This window comes from Halosolutus sp. DAT137 (assembly GCF_059736405.1).
Map to the genome: position 1 here is coordinate 64,390 of NZ_JCAQID010000003.1, position 18,981 is coordinate 83,370.

Here is an 18,981-nt window from a genome sequence, read left to right on the forward strand (position 1 = left end):
GGTGGGAGCGGAACGGTTCACCAAACGGCCTTACTGATCCTCTCCACCGACGGTACCGTTCTCGCCAGTTTCGTCTTCCTCGTTCGGTTCGTTGTCCCCACCGTCGTCCGGACCTTCGTGGCCGTCTCCGTCGTCCGGGCTTTCTTCCCCATCTCCGTCGTCGTCTTTGGACTCTCCCGTCTCGTCTCCCGACTCGTCGCTTTCGTCCTCGTCCTCGCCCAGCGCTTTCACGTCGACGTCCTTGCCGTTGATACCACTCTTCGAGATCACGGGCTTCAGGTTGTAGCCGTTGTTCGGGCCGCGTTTGACGACGTTGATGTCGAACACGAACTCGACGGGTTCGTCGCCGGTGATCTCGAACGATTTGGTGAGCTGGAGCTTTTCGCTCGGGACCTTCACCTCTACGGCCTCGCCCTTGACGATCCCCTCGGCATTCGAGACGTGAAGTTCGATCTTTTCGTAGGTGCCCTCCGACAGGGCACCCTCGAAAACGTTCATCGCTTTGTCACCGACGACCTGCGTCAGGTCCACCGTCGCGTCGTCGAGATCGAGAATGTAGAACCCGCGTTTTCGCTGGACGTTGTCGGCTTTCTCGTCCTCTTCGTCTTCTTCGTTTTCGCTGTCATCTCCGTTTTCGCCGTCTTCCTCATCTTCGCCCTCGTCCTCGTCTCCCTCCCTGGATTGTTCATCTTCGTCCTCCGCCTCGTCGTCTGCGTCGTCCGGATCGTCGACGCTGTCCCCGTCGTCCGCCCGTTCTTCCTCGGCTCCGTTTTCGTCGTCGGCTTCGTTGTCGTCCGCTTCGGCTTCGTCGTCCGATTCCTCGCTCCCGCCGTCGAAGATACGGGCCTCGTCGAAGGAGACGTCCAGACTGTCGAAATCCCCGATGTCGGCCGGCATGTCACTGACGAGTAGCCGGAAGTTCTCACTACCAGTGCCCGAGTCGTCAGTGGACTCTTCGGCGTCTTCGTCCTCCGGCGATCCGCTCTCCCCGTCCGCCGAGGACTCCGACGTACACCCGGCGAGCAGCGTCGCACTGACACCGCCACCGGCGGCGATAAACGTCCGCCGGTCCACGGTGGATTCGGACTGATCGTCGTTTCGGCTCCGATCGCGACTCGGCTGATTTTCTGCCATAATTGCCCCGTCAAACGGTACCGGCTTAAGAGACGCCGGCCGTTCGTTCGGTTAGAATCGTTTACAATCGTTTTTACCGAACGTTCAATCATAAGTGACCGTTCGATCAGACGGTTTTTTCTCCACGGAGGGGCGGGTTCGCGATCGTTGCCACCTCGGCTACAGTATCGGTGGATTTTGAACTCTCGTCTCAGCTCCCTATCTAATCGAAATTCGCAGACTGAGCCGTTGCGTCAGTTAAACTACCGCAAAAGTCTTGACTGTCAGTTTCCAGTGTCTCTCTGTGAACTCCCGGGTCAGTCTCGTCGTTGTCGTCTGTTTACTCGTTACAACAGTTCCGGCGAGCGTCGGCGCAGTTGATGCAACCGGGGCGCACGGATCGACGGCGGGATCCGACGCCACCCCACACTTCGAACTGACCGATGCTACCGCGGCGAGCGGGACCACTGAATCGGCGGGCACGGCTTCCGGGACCGACGACGTCCTCCACCGGAGCACCGTCATCCGCCAGCTCTCCGATCGGCCGGGCGAGTTCGAAGCCGAAATGACCTTCTCGATCCCGGAGCCGGTGACTGAACTCGAGATCGAACTCGAACCCGCCGCGTCCGTCGAGTTGACGGATGGCTTCGAGCGAACCGGAGACGGGACCTACCAGTGGACCGAGACGACCGACCAGCCCGCGGTTCGATTTACGATGCCGGCCAATCGGACGGGGTACGACGGTCACGCCGATCGCGCGAGCGGACGGGACGCAATTCAGTCGGGCGACGGAGACGGCTACACGTTCGTCGACACCGGCGACTGGGCCGTCGTGCAGGTTCCGGGCGTCGGATTCTCGCTTCGCCAGACCGAACCCGTCGGGATCGAGGAGGAGGTTCGCGTCGACGGTCCCGGTGCGACCGGTGGCGACATCGCCTACCTCGGGCCGGTGACGGAGTACGAGCGAACCGGCGACACCGAACGGATCAGGCTCGCGGTGGCCGACGACGCCGATCTCGTCGAATCACCAGACGACATTCTCGAGGCGCTCGTCGCCGCGAGCGATCGGCTCGACGTCGGGTCGAGTCACGACGAGGTGTTCCTCGTCGCGGTGCCGACCGACGGCGTCGACTGGGCGGCACGCGGGATCCAGTACAGCGAATCCGACGCGTGGGTGGTCGCCGACGCACCGCTCGAGGAGGCGACGAACGTCTGGCTCCACGAATACGTCCACGCGCGACAGGCGTTTGCCAACTCCGAGGTCGGCACGGCGACCGAAACGGAGTGGCTCGTCGAAGCGCAGGCAGAGTACTACGCCGCGTTGCTTGCACTCGAACAGGGGCTGGTCGACTTCGATGCGTTCAGCAGCGCACTCGAAGCGGGCGAACGAAGTCCGTACGCGGACGCCACTCTCTCCGACCTGGGGACCTGGGCGGACGATCGAACCGACTACGTGAAAGGAGCGCTCGTCTACGGCGACCTCGATCGGCAGTTGCGCCTTGCCACGGAGGGCGATCGAACGCTCGAAGACGTGTTCCGGTCGCTCAACGGGATGGACGGTCCCGTGACCGAGACGGATTTCCTCGAGGCAGTCGAGTCGGAAGGCGGCGCGGACGTCAGGAACGCCGCCGAGCAGTACACCCAGACGGACCAGACGCCCGAGATGTGGTCTCGCGTGACTCACGAGGATGCCTTCGATCAGCCTGTAGCGCAGTTCGAGTACGGATTCGACGCCGCTGCGATCGAGGTCGACGGCGAGCCGTGGCCTCCTGGCGGTCCCGTCGATAGTGACTCGATCGCGGAGGTCGCGATTCCGGAAGGTACGACCGTCACGGTACCCGTTTCCGCGGCGAACGTCGGCGAGCGCGACGGCACTGCCGACGTGACGCTTTCCGTCGACGGTACCGTCGTCGACCACCGTCGAGTCTCGATATCGACAGGCGACCGAACGACCGACTCGCTGACGTGGATACCCGCTGAACCGGGCGTTTACGACGTTCGTGTCGGCTCCGATCGGTTCACCGCGTACGTTAGATCGCCGTCGAGCGTCACTGTGACCGACCTGCGTATCGATCCCGTGGATGCTGGCCCAGGTGAGAAATTGACGGTCACGGCGACAGTCGAGGCCGCCGACGATCGACCCGGTGTGACCGTGCTCGCGTTTCGGACGCCAGAAGGGGTCGCCGCGGAGGTACCCGTCGTCGTCGCCCCGGGCGAACAGGGAACGGTGAGCGAGACGCTGTCGTTCGACGACCCGGGGCAGTACGAAATCGCGGTCGGGGATCGATCGACGACCGTCTCGATCGCCACGAGTCCGGTCGACGCGGTCGAGGAGATGCCCGGATTTGCCACGCCAGCAGTACTGATTGCGATCGCCCTCTCGCTGCTGGGGATGTGGACGCGCCGGCAACGGTCACGATCGCGCTGACGGGCGATCGATTCTCGTTTGGTGGCGCTGAAACGAACTCTTCGTTCGAGGACGTGGAATCCGTCGCGGAAAATGGGTCACGTTTTTTCGGAACCGCGACGACGCGTACCGTCACGACTCAGGCCAGGTCGATACGGTACTGACACACGTCGCTGTCGGTATCGTTTGCACAGGCCGTCTTCGTCACGCTCGCCTCGTCGTCGAACGATCTGACGATCCCTTCCAAAATTCCCTGTGCGAGTCCGCAGTAGTGGTGCTCGCGGTCGGTCCGGTAGCTGATGACGACGGCGTTCGCATCCGGCTTCGGCGTCGACGTCACCTCGGGTAGCGACATTTCGTCGGCGCTTCGCTCGAGGTTCTCGACGATCGTCTCGACCGATCTGAGCACGGTCTCGAGATCCCAGTCGGCGTTGATGTGGGCGTTGAACGTCTGCAGGAGTTCCGGGGCGAGCGTCTGTCCGAAGTCGCGTTCGATCGCCCGGCGGTTCTGGACCGCCATTCCGGAGAGCGTCGCGAGGATCGCGTCGATCTCCTCGTCGTCGTAGTACGAAATCGGGAGATACAGCGTCGGCTCTATGTCGGCACGATCGACGATCGTCGCCCAGGTTTCGTCGTCGGTCCGCGTAACGACGTACTCCTTGAGCGTTTTGTGGACGATTCCGTGCATCGAGATGGTGGGGAGGTGTTACAGCGGGTTGGGCAGTCATCGACCGCGTCGACTACAGCTCGAATCGCGAACACCTAGACGACAGAGAGGGGAGTCACTTAACAGTTGAGATAACTGTCATTTGTGAGTAAGTACAGCGAACCGATATAAACGGTCGTCGGCGTCGGCGCACGCGTTACAGGTGGGCTGCAATCGAGGGGGCGACGGAGACGACGCTCGTCTCGCGTTCGATCGTGTCGGTGCCGTAGATCGCTTCGACGCCCGCGCGGGAGAGTTTCGTCACGGCGTTGCTGGCCAGCAGCGGGTGGACGCAGGTGACGAAGACGCGTCCGACGCCCCGGTCCCGGAGCACGCTGACGGCCTCGCTCATGGTCGACCCCGTCGCGATAATGTCGTCGGTGACGACGACGTCCCGGCCCGTGACGTCGACGTCGCTCGGCGTCACCTCGACGTCGGTGCCCGAGTGACGTATTTTCTCGAAGTAATCCGTCTCGCCCGCGCCGTAGGCGTCCCGGACCGTTTCAGCGAGCTCGATCGCGCCCGCGTCCGGCGAGAGGAACACGGGGTCGATGAGGTCGTCCGGGAGCGGTTCGGCCAGTCTCCCGGACGCGTCGACAGCCGTCGCCGTCGGCTCGAAGAACTGGCAGACGGCCTCCTCGTGGGGAGTGACGGTAAGCACGCGATCCGCACCGGTCGAAATCGCTCGCGCCATCGCTCGCGCGGAGACGGGGTGGCCCGCGTCGAAGGCCTTGTCCTGGCGAGCGTAGCCCATGTACGGCAGGACCGTGACGATCTCGTCGACGCCGCTCTCGCGGACGGCGTCCTGCAGTTGCAAGAGTTCGACGTGCGCGTCGCTCGAGACCGTCGACGCGACGATCACGGCCCGATCGGTCCCGGCGTCGATTTCGGGGACGGCCGCGAGCAGTTCGCCGTCGGGAAAGCGATCGTACTCGACGGCGGCGAGCGGTTCCTCGAGTTCGGCTGCGAGCGCCGCGGCGAGAGCCTGCGACGCGGATCCGCTAACGATCATACTCGTTCCCACAGCGTGGGGGGTAAACCAGCTTTCGTTCTCTCGATCGAGCGGTAGCGGGAGGGTACCCACTTCGCCATCTCCCGTCGCTGCCGATGTATCCCGTTGCCGTCCCCTCTGCCGGTTCAGTCTGTGCCAGTGCCGATCGCGTCGCAGCCGTCGGTACGACCCGAGATGGAGAGGCCACTCTCCCGGATCAGCATATCGAGGTTGAGACAGTCGGGATCGTTCCACTTCGCGGGCGTCACCTCCGTCGGTTCGCCGCCGTCGAGCCGTGCGATGATCCGGAACGAGCCCGGATCGGACGGCCAATTGCGATCGAGCGTGGTACCGCTTCGCCCCTCGAGTTCGGTCGTCGTCCAGTCTTCGAACTCCCCGTCGAACTCGACGATCACGTCGATCGTGTGGGCTGCCTCGGTGAGATTCTCGATGGAAATCTCACCGAGCACCGTCTCGGGTTCGATCTCGCTGCGTTCCTCGCTCGCGGCCGGTTCTTCCTCGTCGCCGTTTTCGTCGACGCCGTTCCCACCGTCGCCGTTCTCGTCGCTACTTTCCTCTGATTCGCCGTCGTCGCTCGAACAGCCGGCGATCGCCGCGGTCGTTGCGGTACCGGCGAGTGCGAGGAGCCGTCGTCGCGGAAGGTCGCTCATGTGACCGACCCATGCATTCAGGATAAATAATAGCTCCTGTGTGCTGACCGTCACCGGGGCGGTGTCGACGCCACGGCGACGCCCGTCACGCCGCGGACGCCGATCGGCTGAGAGCGCCAGGTTCCGGGGCCGTTTCCGTCAGTCGCCACTCGGAAGTCCCCGCGCTCGGTGACGGCGTAGACCGACTCACCGTAGGCGATCGCGGCCACATCGTCGGGTGCTTCCTCGAGTGCCCGCCACTCGCCGTCGCTCCGGTCGTGGGCGTAGACGGTTTCGCCGGCGACCGCGTGGGCGCGATCGAGTCGTCCGCGATCGGTCTGTGGGTCGGCCGTGACGAGGTCGAAGCTGCCCTCGCGAACCTCCATCCAGCCGTTGCCGAGTTTGTAGAGGCCGTCGGCGGTTGCGGCCAGCGGAACGCCGGCCGCGGAGACGTCTCGTACGTCCGTGAGGCCGGCGTGATCCAGTCGGCCTTCGTGGACGCGATAGACGCCCGTTTCGGTGCCGACGAGGCTCCCGTCGATCGCCGTCACCGTCCCGATCCCGTCGCACTCGAGTGACTCCCAGCCCTCGTCCGTCCGACGCGCTACGTGTCCGTCGGGGCCGGCCGCAAGGAGCGCCTCGTCACCGCCGCCGACGGCGATTGCCGGACCGAAGCCGGTGTCGACGAACGCCTCGTTCGCCTCCGATCCCTCGGTCGCGTCTCCGTGGGCCGTGTCGAGTACGCGAACGTCTTCGGGGGTGGCGATCGCGACGCCCCCCTCCGACGTCGCCGCGATATCGCGCGCGTCGCTGCGATCGCAGAGGCCGAACTCGCCGACGGTGTCGCCGGCGATCCGGACCCGAACGACGCCGATCGAACTCGCCACGTAGGTCTCGATCGCGCCCGCGCGGTCGCCGTAGACGCGTTTCTCTTCGATAGAGTCCATATCTATATGTCGAGACCCCAGTCCGAAAGCGTTCTGTCTCCGACGGCATCGAGTGGTTGCCGCCGATCGAGCGGACACTGGAGCCGAGTCTCCGTGTCGGAATCCATTTGAGGTGTCCGGTCCAACGACTGCCCAATGCAAGTCTTCGGATCGAGCGGGGCGCGGGGCGTCGCAAACGAGGAACTGACGCCCGGCTTCGTCCTGCGAGTCGCGAAAGCGGCGGGGACGGCCTGGGGGCGCGATCGCGTCGCGGTCGCGCGCGACACCCGCTATACGGGGCGGATGCTGGCCGACGCGGCTGCAAGTGGGTTGGCGAGCACCGGCGCGGCCGTCGATCGTCTCGGCATCGTCCCCACGCCGGGGGCACAGGCCTACGCCGAGTGGAACGAGGTTCCGGTCATGGTCATCACGGCGTCGCACAATCCGCCGCAGTACAACGGGGTCAAACTGGTCGGCAGCGACGGGATCGAACTCGCAGTTTCCGATCTCGAATCGATCGAGGAGACGCTGCTCGCGGAAACGTTCGCCGTCGCCCCGTGGGACGAGACGGGCCAGGTTCGGGAAGTCGACGGTGTGACCGACGCGTACGTCGACGACCTGCTCGCGGCCGTCGACCGACAGTCGATCGCCGACGCGGAGTTGACGGTCGCGCTCGATCCCGGACACGGCTCCGGATCGCTCACCAGCCCGCAGTTTTTCCGTGAACTCGGCTGTCGCGTCGTCACCGTCAACGGCCAGCCAGACGGCCACTTTCCCGGCCGAAACCCCGAACCGGTCCCCGACAACCTCACGGATCTCGGGCGACTCGTCCGGGCGACCGACGCCGACGTCGGTATCGCCCACGACGGCGACGCCGATCGGGCCATCTTCTTCGACGAAAACGGCGAGTACGTCGAGGGCGACGCCACCCTCGCGGCGCTCGCAGCCGCCGAACTCGAGGCCGGCGACACCACCGTCTCCGCGGTAAACGTTTCCCAGCGCCTCGTCGACGTCGTTGGCGAGGTCGGTGCCGCCCTCGAACTCACCCCGATCGGCTCGACGAACATCATCACCCGCATCAGGGAACTCGAAGCGAACGGCGAGCGGGTGCCGATCGCGGGCGAGGGCAACGGCGGCGTCTTCTTCCCCGGCTACCGCCTCGCCCGCGACGGCGCGTTCACGGCGGCCCGGTTCCTCCAGTTGGTTGCCGAGCGCCCGGCCAGCGAGATCGTCGCACCTTATGACGGCTACGCGAACGTCCGGCGCAACGTCGGCTACGAGTCGACGGCCGAACGCGACGCGATGGTCGACGCGGCGGCCAACCACGCTCAGGCTTCCGACGCCGAACTCAACACGCGCGACGGCTACCGACTCGACCACGGCGACGCGTGGGTGCTGGCCCGCCCCTCGGGGACCGAGCCGCTCGTTCGGATCTACGCCGAAGCCCGCGACGAACGCCGCGCGAGGGAACTCCTCGAAGATATGCACGCGACGCTGGTCGAGGCGAAAGCCGACGCCTAACGCTACTGGTACGATCGTCGTACCGTGTTCTGCGTCGTTCACGGTAACTCCTGCTCGTGATACCGCTGGGAGCGAAGGTTTTTGTCGGTCTCGTTCGCCGGTACTACCGTGACAGTGCTCGATGCGTTTTCGCTCGACGGACGGACGGCGATCGTAACCGGCGGGAACCGCGGTATCGGCCGCGCGATCGCGACGGCACTCGCGGAGGCGGGGGCGAACGTCGTCGTCGCAAACCGCGACGGGGCCGCAGGAGAAGCGGCGGCGGCGGCGATCGCGGACGAGACCGGAGCCGAGACGCTCGCGGTGGAGTGTGACGTTTCCGACGAGGCCGCCGTGGAAGCGACGGTCGAGGCGACCGTCGATCGATTCGACGGGCTGGACGTGCTCGTGAACAACGCCGGAATCGTCATTCACGAAGCGATCGAAACGATGTCGCTCGAGGAGTGGTCCGCGGTCCTCGAGACGAATCTCACGGGGGCGTTCCTCTGCTCGCGGGCGGCCGGCCGCGAGATGATCGAGAACGGCGGTGGCGTTATCCTGAACGTCTCCTCGATGTCCGCGTTCATCGCGAACTATCCCCAGCGTCAGGTGGCCTACAACGCCTCGAAGGCCGGACTGGAGGGATTCAAGAACCAACTCGCCTCCGAGTGGGCCGAGTTCGACGTGCGCGTAAACAACCTCGCGCCGGGATACGTCGCCACCGATAACGCAGACCAGGGCGCGGAAGTCGCCGCGGACGCCGTCGAGACGTGGGAGGGCGAAATGCTGGCCGACGAGATGGCGACCCCAGAGATGCTCGGTCCGACGGCGGTCTACCTCGCGAGCGACGCCTCCGCGTACATGACCGGGGAGACGATCGTTCTCGACGGCGGATACACCGTTCGCTAGCCGGCGTGGCGCTTCCACGAACCGACGACACCGCGCGCTGACGAGACTGCGGGCCGAAACGCGGCCGTCGGTCACGACCGCAGCGACTCGCCGCACGCCGCCCCGAGACGCTCCGTTGCGAGCAGAAGTCGGTGTGCGAGTACGAGCACGACGACCGCGAAGACGATGAGGGCGGCCTCGAACAGGGTCGGGAGCAACCCGAGCGAGACGATCAGGGTCGTCGCACAGGCCGGCGGGTGGCGCGTGTCGGTCGCGAGCATTCCGGCGGCGGTGAGCGTCGTCGCGAGCACGCCGCTGGCTGCGAGTCGAAGCCCTGCGATCGATCCCGGTTCGATCGCGGCCGTCATCACGATTCCGCTCGCGAGCAGGTGATACGCCAGCAGGCCGGCGGCGACGCCGATCGCGTGGCCGCCGATTACCCGCCGTGGCGCGGTCGCCTCACTGTCCTGAAACAGCGCGAGGACGAACGCGGAGGGACCGAGACTCGGAAACAACACCGGTAACCCCGACAGCCACGCCAGCGCGGCCGTCGTCGAAATGAGGACGCCGGTGTGTAGCGTCGTCCCCGTGCGATCGTCCATGCCGTCCGTTCGTCGCGTCGCGGTGAAAATACCCGTGATACGGATTCGATCGGTGTTCGGGACTCGGGACTCGGCGCGCGGTATTCACGGAACGATCGTTACCGGCACGTCCGCCTGACGCGTGACCTGCTCGGCGACGCTTCCGAGCAGTATCCGCGATACGCCCGATCGCCCCTGGCTCCCCATCACGACGCCGTCTACCCCTTCGTCGTCGACGTACGCGAGGATCGCCTCGGCGGCCTGCCCCTCGATTACCTCGGTCTCCACGTCCCTGTCGTACTCAGCCGCGAGTCGATCGACGTCCGCGAAAAAGTCGGGATCCGTCTCCGTGCCGTCCCCGCCGACTGCGGGCGGCCGCCCGCCGTAGCCCGCCTCCAGGTCGTCGATCGCGTGGACGACCGTGATCTCGTCGTCGGGGAACCGATCGAGGGCGTACTCGAGAGCCGTGCGGGCGGGTTCGGAGTCGTCCATCGGAACGAGTAGGTGACTCGTCATGCGGGCTGTAGAACGGGTGGCTCCTTCATACGATCTGTTGGGATCCGGTTTCGGAGACCGCCCGAACGGGGTGGCGATCACCGGGAACACGGTACGACGATCGTCCCAGTCGTTGGCTCGACTGCTTCTGACGGGATTGGTTCGTCTTACGGCCGGTACCGTGTCAGGCTGAGTACGTACGACCGGATGCCCAGGACACTCTACGAGCGACTCGGTGGTGAAGATGCGATCGCGGCGGTCGTCGATCGATTCTACAGATTGCAAGGCAGAGTGCCTCGGGGTCAAGCCCCGAGGCAATTCACTTCATCGTCGCTTCGTCGGTCTGAAACTTCTTCGGGGCCGGCATCATCGGCTTCTTCATAAACCTGCCGGTGATCAGCTACTTCCAGAGCGGCACCTACCTCACCGTCGCCCACGCCCACGATGCGATGTTCGGTGCCTTCGGCTTCCTCGCGATGGGGATGGCCGTCTACATCCTGCGCGTGACGACCCGACCCGAGCGGTGGTCTGAGCGGCGACTGCGCTGGTCGTTCTGGCTGTGCAACGTCGGCCTCGCGCTCGTGCTGTTTCTCTCCTTGCTCCCGGTCGGCTCCTCCAGCTCGAGGTCGCGTTTACGGAGGGGTACGCCGCCTCGCAGCGTCTCGCCTTTTACAGCAGCGGAACGATCCAGACGCTGTTTTGGCCCCGAATGCCCGGCGACACGCTGTTGATCGCCGGCGCGATCGTCTTCGCGTGGGACGTCGACGCGAAACTGCTCTTCCAGCGCAAGGCGACCGTCAGCGAGGACTCGACGATCCGCGAGCACGTGATCGCAGATCGCATCGCGCCGGATCGACGCGAGGGCGTCGTCAGCGACGACGACTGACTCCGCCGTCGCTCGGTTTTCGAGCGTCGCTTCTCAAGGCGTTCCGATCGCCGTGTGCCGCTTCGCGAGGTAGTAGCCCGCGACGAGTGGCTGCAACGGGGGAACGAACAGACCCAGGAAGGCCACCCCGAGGTAGAGTCCTGGATTCGGCCGCCACCCCTTGGTGCGGGTACAGACGTACGCGGCGTCCTGATGGATCGCGATCGGAAAGGCGCCGAATGCGATCGCCCCGGACGTCGCGATCGCGGTCGTCACCACGCCCGGAAGCGAGAGGACGAACGCGATAGCCGCGATCGCGGCCCCGAGTAGCGTCGCGCCGAGTGAGAGCGCGACGACGAGCCACCAGCCGGACCATCCCGGTCGCGATCCGAACCGCTCGTGTCGTCGATACAGATAGAACACGCCCGCAACGGGTGCCCACAGTAGTGCGAACGCGGCGTTGAGCCACGGGTTCGGTTTCCAGTGGCTGCTGACGCCGCCTCGTCGTCGAACCCGGCGTGCGTCGAGAACGAGGGCGATCACGAGTCCGATCGTCAGGAGCGTGTAGCCGAAGGTACTGACCAGTACCAGCCCCCGTTCGAGAAGGGGGACGCCGGGATCGGCCTCCCGGACGACGCCGATCAGGCCGACCCCGATCACCGGCGGGAACAGAAAGCAGAGCCGCTCGATGATCCGACCCCAGTCGATCGGGTCGGTATCCGTCCGGATTCGACTCATCAACCGACGTGACGTTTCGACCGGGGGCGGTTACGTCTGTTGTTCCGCGCGGTTCGATTTTCGTTCCGTCCGTCTCAATCGTCGGTCGGCCGGATTCGATCGCGGTTCAGTCGAGTTCGATCGCCGTTCGGGACCGCCATCCGTCCGATCGATCACAGCGCTTCTTTGTACGCTTCGAGCGTCCGTTCGACGTCCTCGTCGGTGTGGCCGTAGCTGACGAACTGGCACTCGAACTGGTTTTGTGAGAGGTAGATACCCTGCTCTCGCATCTGGCCCCAGAAGACGCGTCGCCAGCGTTCGGTCTCGGCGTTTTTCACGTCGGCTGCGTTTTTCGGACAGTAGTCGTAGCGCGGGCAGGTCGGTTCCTGTCGACAGCCCGCTTCGCACTGCTCTTCGAGCGAACCGGCTCCCGGACCCTTGCGGGTGAAAATGACCTTGAACATGCTCGCTGCGCCCGTAACCGTGTAGCTCGGTGCCTGGTCGGCCACGATATCGGACAGCCCGCTACGTAGCTCCGCACCCAGTCCGTCGACGTGGTCGTAAACGTCGTTTTCGGCGGCGAAGCGCAGCGTTTCGAGACCGGCGGCCATCGTCACCGGATGGCCGGAGAACGTCCCTGCCTGGAAGACGTCACCCGAGGGCGTGAACCGCTCGACGATCTCGGCGCGGCCACCGATCGCGCCGACCGGAAAGCCGCCGCCGATGATCTTCCCGAAGGTCGTCAGGTCGGGTGTGACGCCGAACTCGCTCTGGGCGCAGCCGAGACCGCCGACGCGGAAGCCGGTGATCACTTCGTCGAAGATCAGCAACGAATCGTGCTGGTCGGTGAGCTCGCGCAGGAACTCGTGGTAGCCCTCTTCGGGGTAGACGATGCCGTAGTTGCCGAGAATGGGCTCGGTGAGGACGGCCGCGATGTCGTCGCCGTGAGATTCGAACACCTCCCGCATGGCTTCCTCGTCGTTGAACGGCACGGGGATGGTGTGTTCGGCAAAGGACTGGGGGATCCCGGCGGAAGAGGGTGCGGGGTTCTCCGCGCTCCCCTCGACGAGCGTCGACTCCTGTGCACCGTGGTAGCCGCCTTGCATAACGACGATCTTGTTCCGACCGGTGTACCCCCGCGCCAGCCGAACGGCCGAGACGGTCGCTTCGGTCCCCGAGTTGACGAACCGAATCTTCTCGACGCTCGGGACGTGTCGAACGACGAACTCCGCGAGGTCGACTTCGATCTCGGTCGGGGTGCCGTACATCGGTCCCTCGCTCGCTTTCTGTTGAACGCCGGCCTGGACGCGCTCGGGCAGGTCGTGGCCCAAGAGCAGCGGACCCAGTCCCATCACCCAGTCGACGTACCGGTTTCCGTCGGCATCGATGACGTGGCCGCCGTCGCCTTTCTGGACGAAGAACGGATAGGGTTCGATCGCCGCACGAACCGCCGAGTTGACGCCGCCGGGCATCACCGAAAGCGCCCGATCGTACAGATCGCGTGACTGCTCGTCGTTCATACCGGAGCCTTTGCGATCGGACGGCAAAGTAGTACCGAGGTTCGATCGCCTGTTGGGACCGCGCGACAATTGCGACCTGCTGATAGTCGGTGTTATACTCGCTGTCCGTCGTGGTCACTCTCTGTCGCGGTCGCTGTCTGTCGTGGTCACTCTCTGTCGCGGTGTCACTATGCACATGACGAGGGTGGCGCAGAAAAAGCGCACCACTGCGAATGGACGACGACTGATGTGTCGCCGCGTCGATCGTGTCGATACCGCTATCGAACGCGTCCTCGCGTCCGTTCAGACCGCGTCCGTTCCGGTCTTACCGGTTCGGATCTGGTAGGCGCTCTCGACGGGGGTGACGAAGATCTTCCCGTCACCCGGCTCGCCCGTGTTCGCACCCGCCTGAATCGCGTCGACGACTTCTTCGGCGGGAATGTCGGCGACGACGCACTCGATTTTGACCTTCTGGTGGAGATCGACGGTGTACTCCTCGCCGCGCCACTGGCCCTTCTTTGCGGGCTGGGAGCCGCGGCCGGAGACGTTCGTGACGGTCAGCGACGGAGCACCGGCTTCCGCCAGCGACTGCTTGACCGCACCGAGACGGTCGGGGCGGACGATCGCGGTGACCATCTTGATCTGCCCGTCGTTCGGCTCGCCGCCGTCTGCGCGGATGACCTCGTCGGAGCTACTGCGGCCACCGTCGGTGGCGAGTTCCGGTTTGCCGAACTCGGGGTAGGTGTCGACGCCGTGTTCGGAGACGTCGAGTCCGTCGCGTTCGTGTTCCGGCGTGACACGGGCCTGTCCGGCTGCTTTGAAAGCGAACCAGACGGCTGCGGTCGCGCCGACCGTCCAGACGGTGATGATAAGGACACCGGCAGCCTGGGCGATGAAGGCGTTCGCGATGTTATCGACGACACCCGGCGCGGCGACGAACGGGAACAGCAAGGTTCCGAGAATCCCGGCCGAGCCGTGGACGGGGAACACTGCACAGACATCGTCGATCTTCAGTTTCTGCTCGACGAACTCGAAGACGATCGGGAGCTGGGCACCGGCGAGGCCGCCGACGACGAACGCGCCCCACCACGCGACGGTGTCGGGGATCGCGGTGATGCCGACCAGGCCAGCTAGCAGCCCGTTCGCGACGTACAGGGTGTCGACTTTGCCGGTCTTGAGCCAGGCGACGAACCCGGCACCCATCGCACCGCAGGCCATCGCGATCGTCGTGGCCATGGCGACGCGGCCGAGCTGGTCGCCGAGGAACGCGCCGTCACCGATGATGGCCGAGGTACCGACGTTGAAGCCGTACCAGCCGAAGGCCAGCAGGAGCGTTCCGAGAACGGCGAACGTCAGCGAGTGACCGGGAATGACGTTTACACTGCCGTCTTCGTTGTACCGGTCCATACGCGGTCCGAGTGCCCACGCGGCGGTGAGTCCGGCAATCCCGCCCATCCCGTGGACGATCATCCCGCCCGCGAAGTCAGCGAACACCGCGTCGCCAAACTGGATGTACTCGCCGGCCCACGTGAGCCCGGTGACGACGGGGTAGATGACCGCGGCCAGCAGGAACGTGTAGCCGACGTACGCACGGAGCTTCGCGCGACCGGCGACAGCTCCGGAGACGATCGTCGCCGCCGTCATCGCGAAGACGGCACCGTACAGCCAGCCGATCCAGCTACTTGGGTCGCCAACGAACGCGGGCTCGAATCCGCCGCCGGCGACGAGACTTTCGATTCCAACGCCGATGAGGAAGAACACCGTCACGCCGACGCTCCAGGTCAGCAGATTCTTCGTCAGCTGGTTCGCGACGTTCTTCGAGCGCACCTGTCCCGCCTCGAGCATCGCGAAGCCGGCGTGCATGAAGAAGATCATGAACGTCACGACCAGAATCCACGTGTTGTTGAGCGCTTCGGCCAGCATCTCCGGGCTGACCTGCAATACCGTCGGTTCCATCAGTTGTACACCTCCGATACTGCCGTCCCGCTACCGATCGTTTGTAGACGCACGTCCACGTCTGGACAACTCGTCTGCATGGATGTCTTCTGAATCACGTTTGATGTCGATGAACTAGCTAAGTATAAGGGTTAGCGTTTACAATTGGGTAATAATCTCGAGATAATAGGGTCATCCGACCAAATCTAGAGGTGATATACTGTGTATAAGGGCATTGAATATTGCGTATTTTTCGATCCGTGGTTACATATTACGTCTTTGTAAACCATAGTTCGAAGAACGTTCTCACAAAACGTGCTCGATCGAGCGGTATTGGCCGTTATCCGGATGGCGCGCGGCAGATGTTGCCGCCCGCTACCCGCCGACGACCGGCTGCTGGACGTTTGTCCGAACTCGCGACCGACCGCCATCTGCATATCGACTGAAAACGGACGATCGTCCACCGAAACGAGTTCGGCGGCGTCTTCGATCGGATGGTCTCCAAAAGCGGCGGTAACATCGCCGAAACTGGCGACCGCCGGCCCATCCCGTCAGGACAGTCGTTCGGCCACGTCCTCGGCGAAGTAGGTCAGAATCAGGTCCGCACCGGCGCGTTTGATCGAGAGCAGCGATTCGTGGGCGACCGCCTCTAAGTCGAGCCACCCTTTCTCGGCGGCGGCGTGGAGCATGGCGTACTCGCCGGAGACGTTGTACGCGGCCACGGGGTGGTCGAACTCGCGGCGGATGTTTCGGACGATGTCGAGGTACGGCAGGGCGGGCTTGACCATCAGCACGTCCGCGCCTTGCTCGGCATCGAGTCGCACTTCACGACGTGCCTCGCGTGCGTTCGCGGGATCCATCTGATAGTGACGGCGGTTGCCGAATGCGGGTGCGCCGTCCGCCGCGTCCCGGAAGGGACCGTAGAAGGCGCTCTCGTACTTGGCCGCGTAGCTCATGATCGGAACGTGCTCGTATCCCGCTTCGTCGAGTGCACTTCTGATCGCGGCGACCATGCCGTCCATCATGCCGCTTGGCGCGATCATCTCCGCCCCAGCCTCGGCCTGGGAGACGGCGATCTTCTCGAGCGATTCCAGCGTCGCGTCGTTGTCGACGGTCAGTGTCTGTTCATGTTCGTGCGCGTAGTCGTGGACTCCTTCGTCGTCACCGCGAAGGTCCGCCTCGAGCGGGCCGCAGTGACCGTGATCGGTGTACTCACAGAGGCAGGCGTCCGCGATGACGTAGGCGTCCGTCTCGGCGGTGATCCGCCGCGTCGCCTCCTGCACGACGCCGTCTTCCGCCCACGCCCGCGTCCCCTCGGCATCTTTTGATTCCGGAATTCCGAAGAGCATCACCGCCTCGACGCCGGTTTCGAGCACTTCCTCGACGCGATCGACGCTCTCGGGGATCGGCACCCGCTCGTGGCCCGGCATCGACTCGATCGGCAGGCGTTCGTCGATCGTCGCGTCGACGAACACCGGTGCGATGAAATCCGACGGCTCGAGGCTCGTCTCGCTGACGAGGCCGCGAACCCGGTCCTGTCGAAGTCGCCGGGGGCGGTGAGTGAGATCCATACGCGTCCTTTCGTCGGTGGCCGCAAAAACGCCTCGCTCGCGCTATCGATCGGCTCCGACCCGAAGGTCCCGCAGGTCGGGATGATCGAGCACGCGTCGTGCCCGTTCGCTCAGGTCGTCGTCCGTCCTCGCCTCACGGAATTCGTCTCGGATCGCCTGCCAACCGGCGTGTCGGGTTCGGACGAGAACCGGAATCGCTTCGAGGTCGAGCACTCGCGCGATGGTCAGTCGGTGATTCGCCCGTCCTCGGTGAAACAGCCGACCGTTACGACCGATCGTCACGGTAATTTCGTCGAGCCGGGGATCGATCGTCCGTCCCCATTTGTAAAACAGCTCCCGTTGACCGTCGGGGTCGTTCGTCCAGAGGTCTCGTTGCGACCGGTACCCCTCGGTTCGGATTCGATCGTAGATCTCGTCGACGCGCTCGAGCCGGCGGCGGAGATCCGCGCGGGTCTCACAGCCTTTCGGCGTCTCGCCACGCTCGAGGCGTCGGACGTAACGCTCCCACTTCGCCGTTTCCTCCCAGGGTACGCCGTCGACGAAGTGCGCCCGGATGCCGCGGAACTCGGTCGTCTCCTCGACTCGAGCCGTCGTCTGGTCCCAGTCACCGCCGCGGACACGACCCCACTTTCGCGGCGTCTGCTCTTCTCTGTACCGTACGTCGCCCGGATCGACGAGACGTACCGCGAAGGGATCGGCGTCGGTCACTCGATTCGGATGCGTGAGTCGCCGCATTCGGAGGTACGCTCGTGCCGCCGAAAGCCCGTCGAACCGACTCAACGCTCTGACCGCGAGCGCGTCACGGCGCTCGCGAAAAAACCGAATGGACGTGCGGGCCAGCCGTCGAGGCCCCTCTTCGCGGAAGATCTCACGCGCCGATTTCCCGAGACGCAGGGCACCGGTCGTCGCCATACTCGAAAACGGCGTGCCAGATTCGTATCAATTGCGGCGAACGACAGCTTTCGAGAAAACGCAACTCAGTCGATCGCGTCACTCTCCTCGAACGACCCTCGGACCCGATCGATCGCCTCTTCCGAGGGGTTTTCGCTCGTCGAGACTGCGAGTGCGGCCCTGAGTCGGGCCTTCCACGGCGGGAGGTCGCCGCCCGCGATCGCGCCAGCCTCGAGCAGCGTCTTCGCACCGCCGGGACCGCCGTACAGCCCGGCCGTCGCTCCGGCGTAACACCGCGAGGTGAGTACGACCGGGACACCCGACTCGATCGCGTCTTCGAGGGTCGAGGCGAGTTCGCCGGTCGTGTTCCCAAGCCCGGTCCCCGCGACGACGATCGCGTCGACGCCGTCGTCGAGCGCGCGCTCGACCTGTCGCCCGTCGACGCCCATCGCGTTCGTGACGATGTCGACTCCTACGTCCGGATCGATCCGCGCGCCGGAGATCCGGTCGCGGTCGACGCGATCCCCCGGCTGGCGAAGGAACCGAAACCCGTCTGGTGTGAGGTGGGCAACCGGTCCCGCGTCCGGCGATCGGAACGTTTCGAGTTTGCTCGTGTGCGATTTCACGACCCGGCGGGCGGCGTGGACGGCGTCGTTGAACGCGAGATAGCTGCCGCCGGCGTCGCGGAAGCGATCGTGTCCCGCGGCGCGAACGGCGGTCACCAGATTCGCCGGGCCGTCGGTGCTCAGCTGGTCGAACGGCCGCTGTGCCCCCGTAAAGACCGCGGGAACCGCTGTGTCGCATACGAGATCGGCGTAGTAGGCCGATTCCGCCATGGTGTCGGTCCCGTGTGTGACGACGACGCCGTCGACACCGTCGTCCCCGGCGCGATCGGTCGCGTCGACGAGTCGGTTCGCGCGCTCGACGTTCATCTGGAACCCCGAGCACTTGCAGACGTCCTCGACCTCGATCGTGGCGTGGTCGGCCAGTTCGGGGACGGCCTCGACGATGTCGTCGCCGGACTCCGAGGGCGTTTTCCCGGATTCGGTTCCGCTGGAGGTGCTCGCGATCGTTCCGCCGGTGCTAAGAATGCGAACGAGTGGCATACTAGAGGGTTGGGGTCGGCGTCCAAGAGTCTGTCCGAACGATACGAACCGGCGAGGTGACGCCAGCGACGCCGTCATTCGGTTCGTGCGAACGCCGGCGATCGTGTCACCGGTTCGTGTGGGCGATGGGGACAGTGCGT

At 65.0% G+C, this 18,981-nt stretch carries 16 protein-coding genes and 1 pseudogene; 4 read left to right on the forward strand and 13 right to left on the reverse strand.

The features are described from left to right. Positions 1-30: 30 nt before the first annotated feature. Positions 31-1,134 carry a DUF4382 domain-containing protein gene (locus AC6I6L_RS07730; RefSeq protein WP_497917169.1) on the reverse strand — a complete coding sequence of 368 codons (1,104 nt, stop codon included), beginning with the start codon at positions 1,132-1,134 and terminating at the stop codon, positions 31-33. A 283-nt stretch (positions 1,135-1,417) separates the two neighbouring features. Between AC6I6L_RS07730 and AC6I6L_RS07735 the strand changes: the two genes are divergently transcribed. Then, complete coding sequence (locus AC6I6L_RS07735) at positions 1,418-3,541, forward strand: CARDB domain-containing protein (RefSeq protein ID WP_497917170.1); 2,124 nt, start codon at positions 1,418-1,420, stop codon at positions 3,539-3,541. Positions 3,542-3,659: 118 nt separating this feature from the next. On the opposite strand, the gene AC6I6L_RS07740 is transcribed toward AC6I6L_RS07735, so the two are convergent. The 4 genes from AC6I6L_RS07740 to AC6I6L_RS07755 all read right to left on the reverse strand — a co-directional run bounded on the left by AC6I6L_RS07740 (position 3,660) and on the right by AC6I6L_RS07755 (position 6,814). Further along, complete coding sequence (locus AC6I6L_RS07740; protein ID WP_497917171.1) at positions 3,660-4,208, reverse strand: heme NO-binding domain-containing protein; 549 nt, start codon at positions 4,206-4,208, stop codon at positions 3,660-3,662. A 175-nt stretch (positions 4,209-4,383) separates the two neighbouring features. Further along, a complete protein-coding gene (locus AC6I6L_RS07745) occupies positions 4,384-5,238 on the reverse strand; it encodes a ribose-phosphate diphosphokinase (RefSeq protein WP_497917172.1) in 855 nt (284 codons plus the stop codon). 125 nt (positions 5,239-5,363) lie between these two features. Continuing rightward, positions 5,364-5,888 carry a hypothetical protein gene (locus AC6I6L_RS07750; protein ID WP_497917173.1) on the reverse strand — a complete coding sequence of 175 codons (525 nt, stop codon included), beginning with the start codon at positions 5,886-5,888 and terminating at the stop codon, positions 5,364-5,366. 50 nt (positions 5,889-5,938) lie between these two features. Further along, a complete protein-coding gene (locus AC6I6L_RS07755) occupies positions 5,939-6,814 on the reverse strand; it encodes an HVO_0234 family beta-propeller protein (protein WP_497917174.1) in 876 nt (291 codons plus the stop codon). A gap of 135 nt (positions 6,815-6,949) precedes the next feature. Here AC6I6L_RS07755 and glmM point away from each other — a divergent pair, with 135 nt between their 5' ends. Together glmM and AC6I6L_RS07765 are read left to right on the forward strand one after the other, a co-directional pair. Further along, on the forward strand, positions 6,950-8,314 hold the full coding sequence (gene glmM, locus AC6I6L_RS07760; RefSeq protein WP_497917175.1) for a phosphoglucosamine mutase: 1,365 nt from the start codon (positions 6,950-6,952) through the stop codon (positions 8,312-8,314). A gap of 108 nt (positions 8,315-8,422) precedes the next feature. Then, positions 8,423-9,202, forward strand: coding sequence for an SDR family NAD(P)-dependent oxidoreductase (locus tag AC6I6L_RS07765; protein WP_497917176.1), 780 nt, complete (start codon positions 8,423-8,425; stop codon positions 9,200-9,202). Between the two features lie 71 nt (positions 9,203-9,273). Here the strand turns inward: AC6I6L_RS07765 and AC6I6L_RS07770 are convergent, their stop codons facing one another. Then, positions 9,274-9,783 carry an HPP family protein gene (locus AC6I6L_RS07770; protein WP_497917177.1) on the reverse strand — a complete coding sequence of 170 codons (510 nt, stop codon included), beginning with the start codon at positions 9,781-9,783 and terminating at the stop codon, positions 9,274-9,276. 84 nt (positions 9,784-9,867) lie between these two features. Next, positions 9,868-10,278, reverse strand: coding sequence for a universal stress protein (locus tag AC6I6L_RS07775; RefSeq protein WP_497917178.1), 411 nt, complete (start codon positions 10,276-10,278; stop codon positions 9,868-9,870). Positions 10,279-10,571: 293 nt separating this feature from the next. On the opposite strand from AC6I6L_RS07775, the pseudogene AC6I6L_RS07780 reads away from it, so the two are divergent. Beyond that, positions 10,572-11,143 (forward strand): annotated as a pseudogene (locus AC6I6L_RS07780) (cbb3-type cytochrome c oxidase subunit I); the annotation flags it as partial. Between the two features lie 33 nt (positions 11,144-11,176). Here the strand turns inward: AC6I6L_RS07780 and AC6I6L_RS07785 are convergent. The 6 genes from AC6I6L_RS07785 to AC6I6L_RS07810 form a co-directional block, all read right to left on the reverse strand. Further along, complete coding sequence (locus AC6I6L_RS07785) at positions 11,177-11,860, reverse strand: hypothetical protein (RefSeq protein ID WP_497917179.1); 684 nt, start codon at positions 11,858-11,860, stop codon at positions 11,177-11,179. Positions 11,861-12,012: 152 nt separating this feature from the next. Next, positions 12,013-13,359: a glutamate-1-semialdehyde 2,1-aminomutase gene (gene hemL, locus AC6I6L_RS07790; RefSeq protein WP_497917180.1), complete on the reverse strand. Its 1,347-nt coding sequence runs from the start codon at positions 13,357-13,359 to the stop codon at positions 12,013-12,015. A 282-nt stretch (positions 13,360-13,641) separates the two neighbouring features. Next, entirely contained in the window at positions 13,642-15,294 is a 1,653-nt protein-coding gene (locus AC6I6L_RS07795) for an ammonium transporter (protein WP_497917181.1), read from the reverse strand. Between the two features lie 530 nt (positions 15,295-15,824). Next, entirely contained in the window at positions 15,825-16,844 is a 1,020-nt protein-coding gene (gene hemB, locus AC6I6L_RS07800; RefSeq protein ID WP_497917182.1) for a porphobilinogen synthase, read from the reverse strand. A gap of 42 nt (positions 16,845-16,886) precedes the next feature. Then, a complete protein-coding gene (locus tag AC6I6L_RS07805) occupies positions 16,887-17,756 on the reverse strand; it encodes a hypothetical protein (protein ID WP_497917183.1) in 870 nt (289 codons plus the stop codon). Between the two features lie 65 nt (positions 17,757-17,821). Beyond that, positions 17,822-18,841, reverse strand: coding sequence for an asparaginase (locus tag AC6I6L_RS07810; protein ID WP_497917184.1), 1,020 nt, complete (start codon positions 18,839-18,841; stop codon positions 17,822-17,824). Positions 18,842-18,981 lie beyond the last annotated feature (140 nt).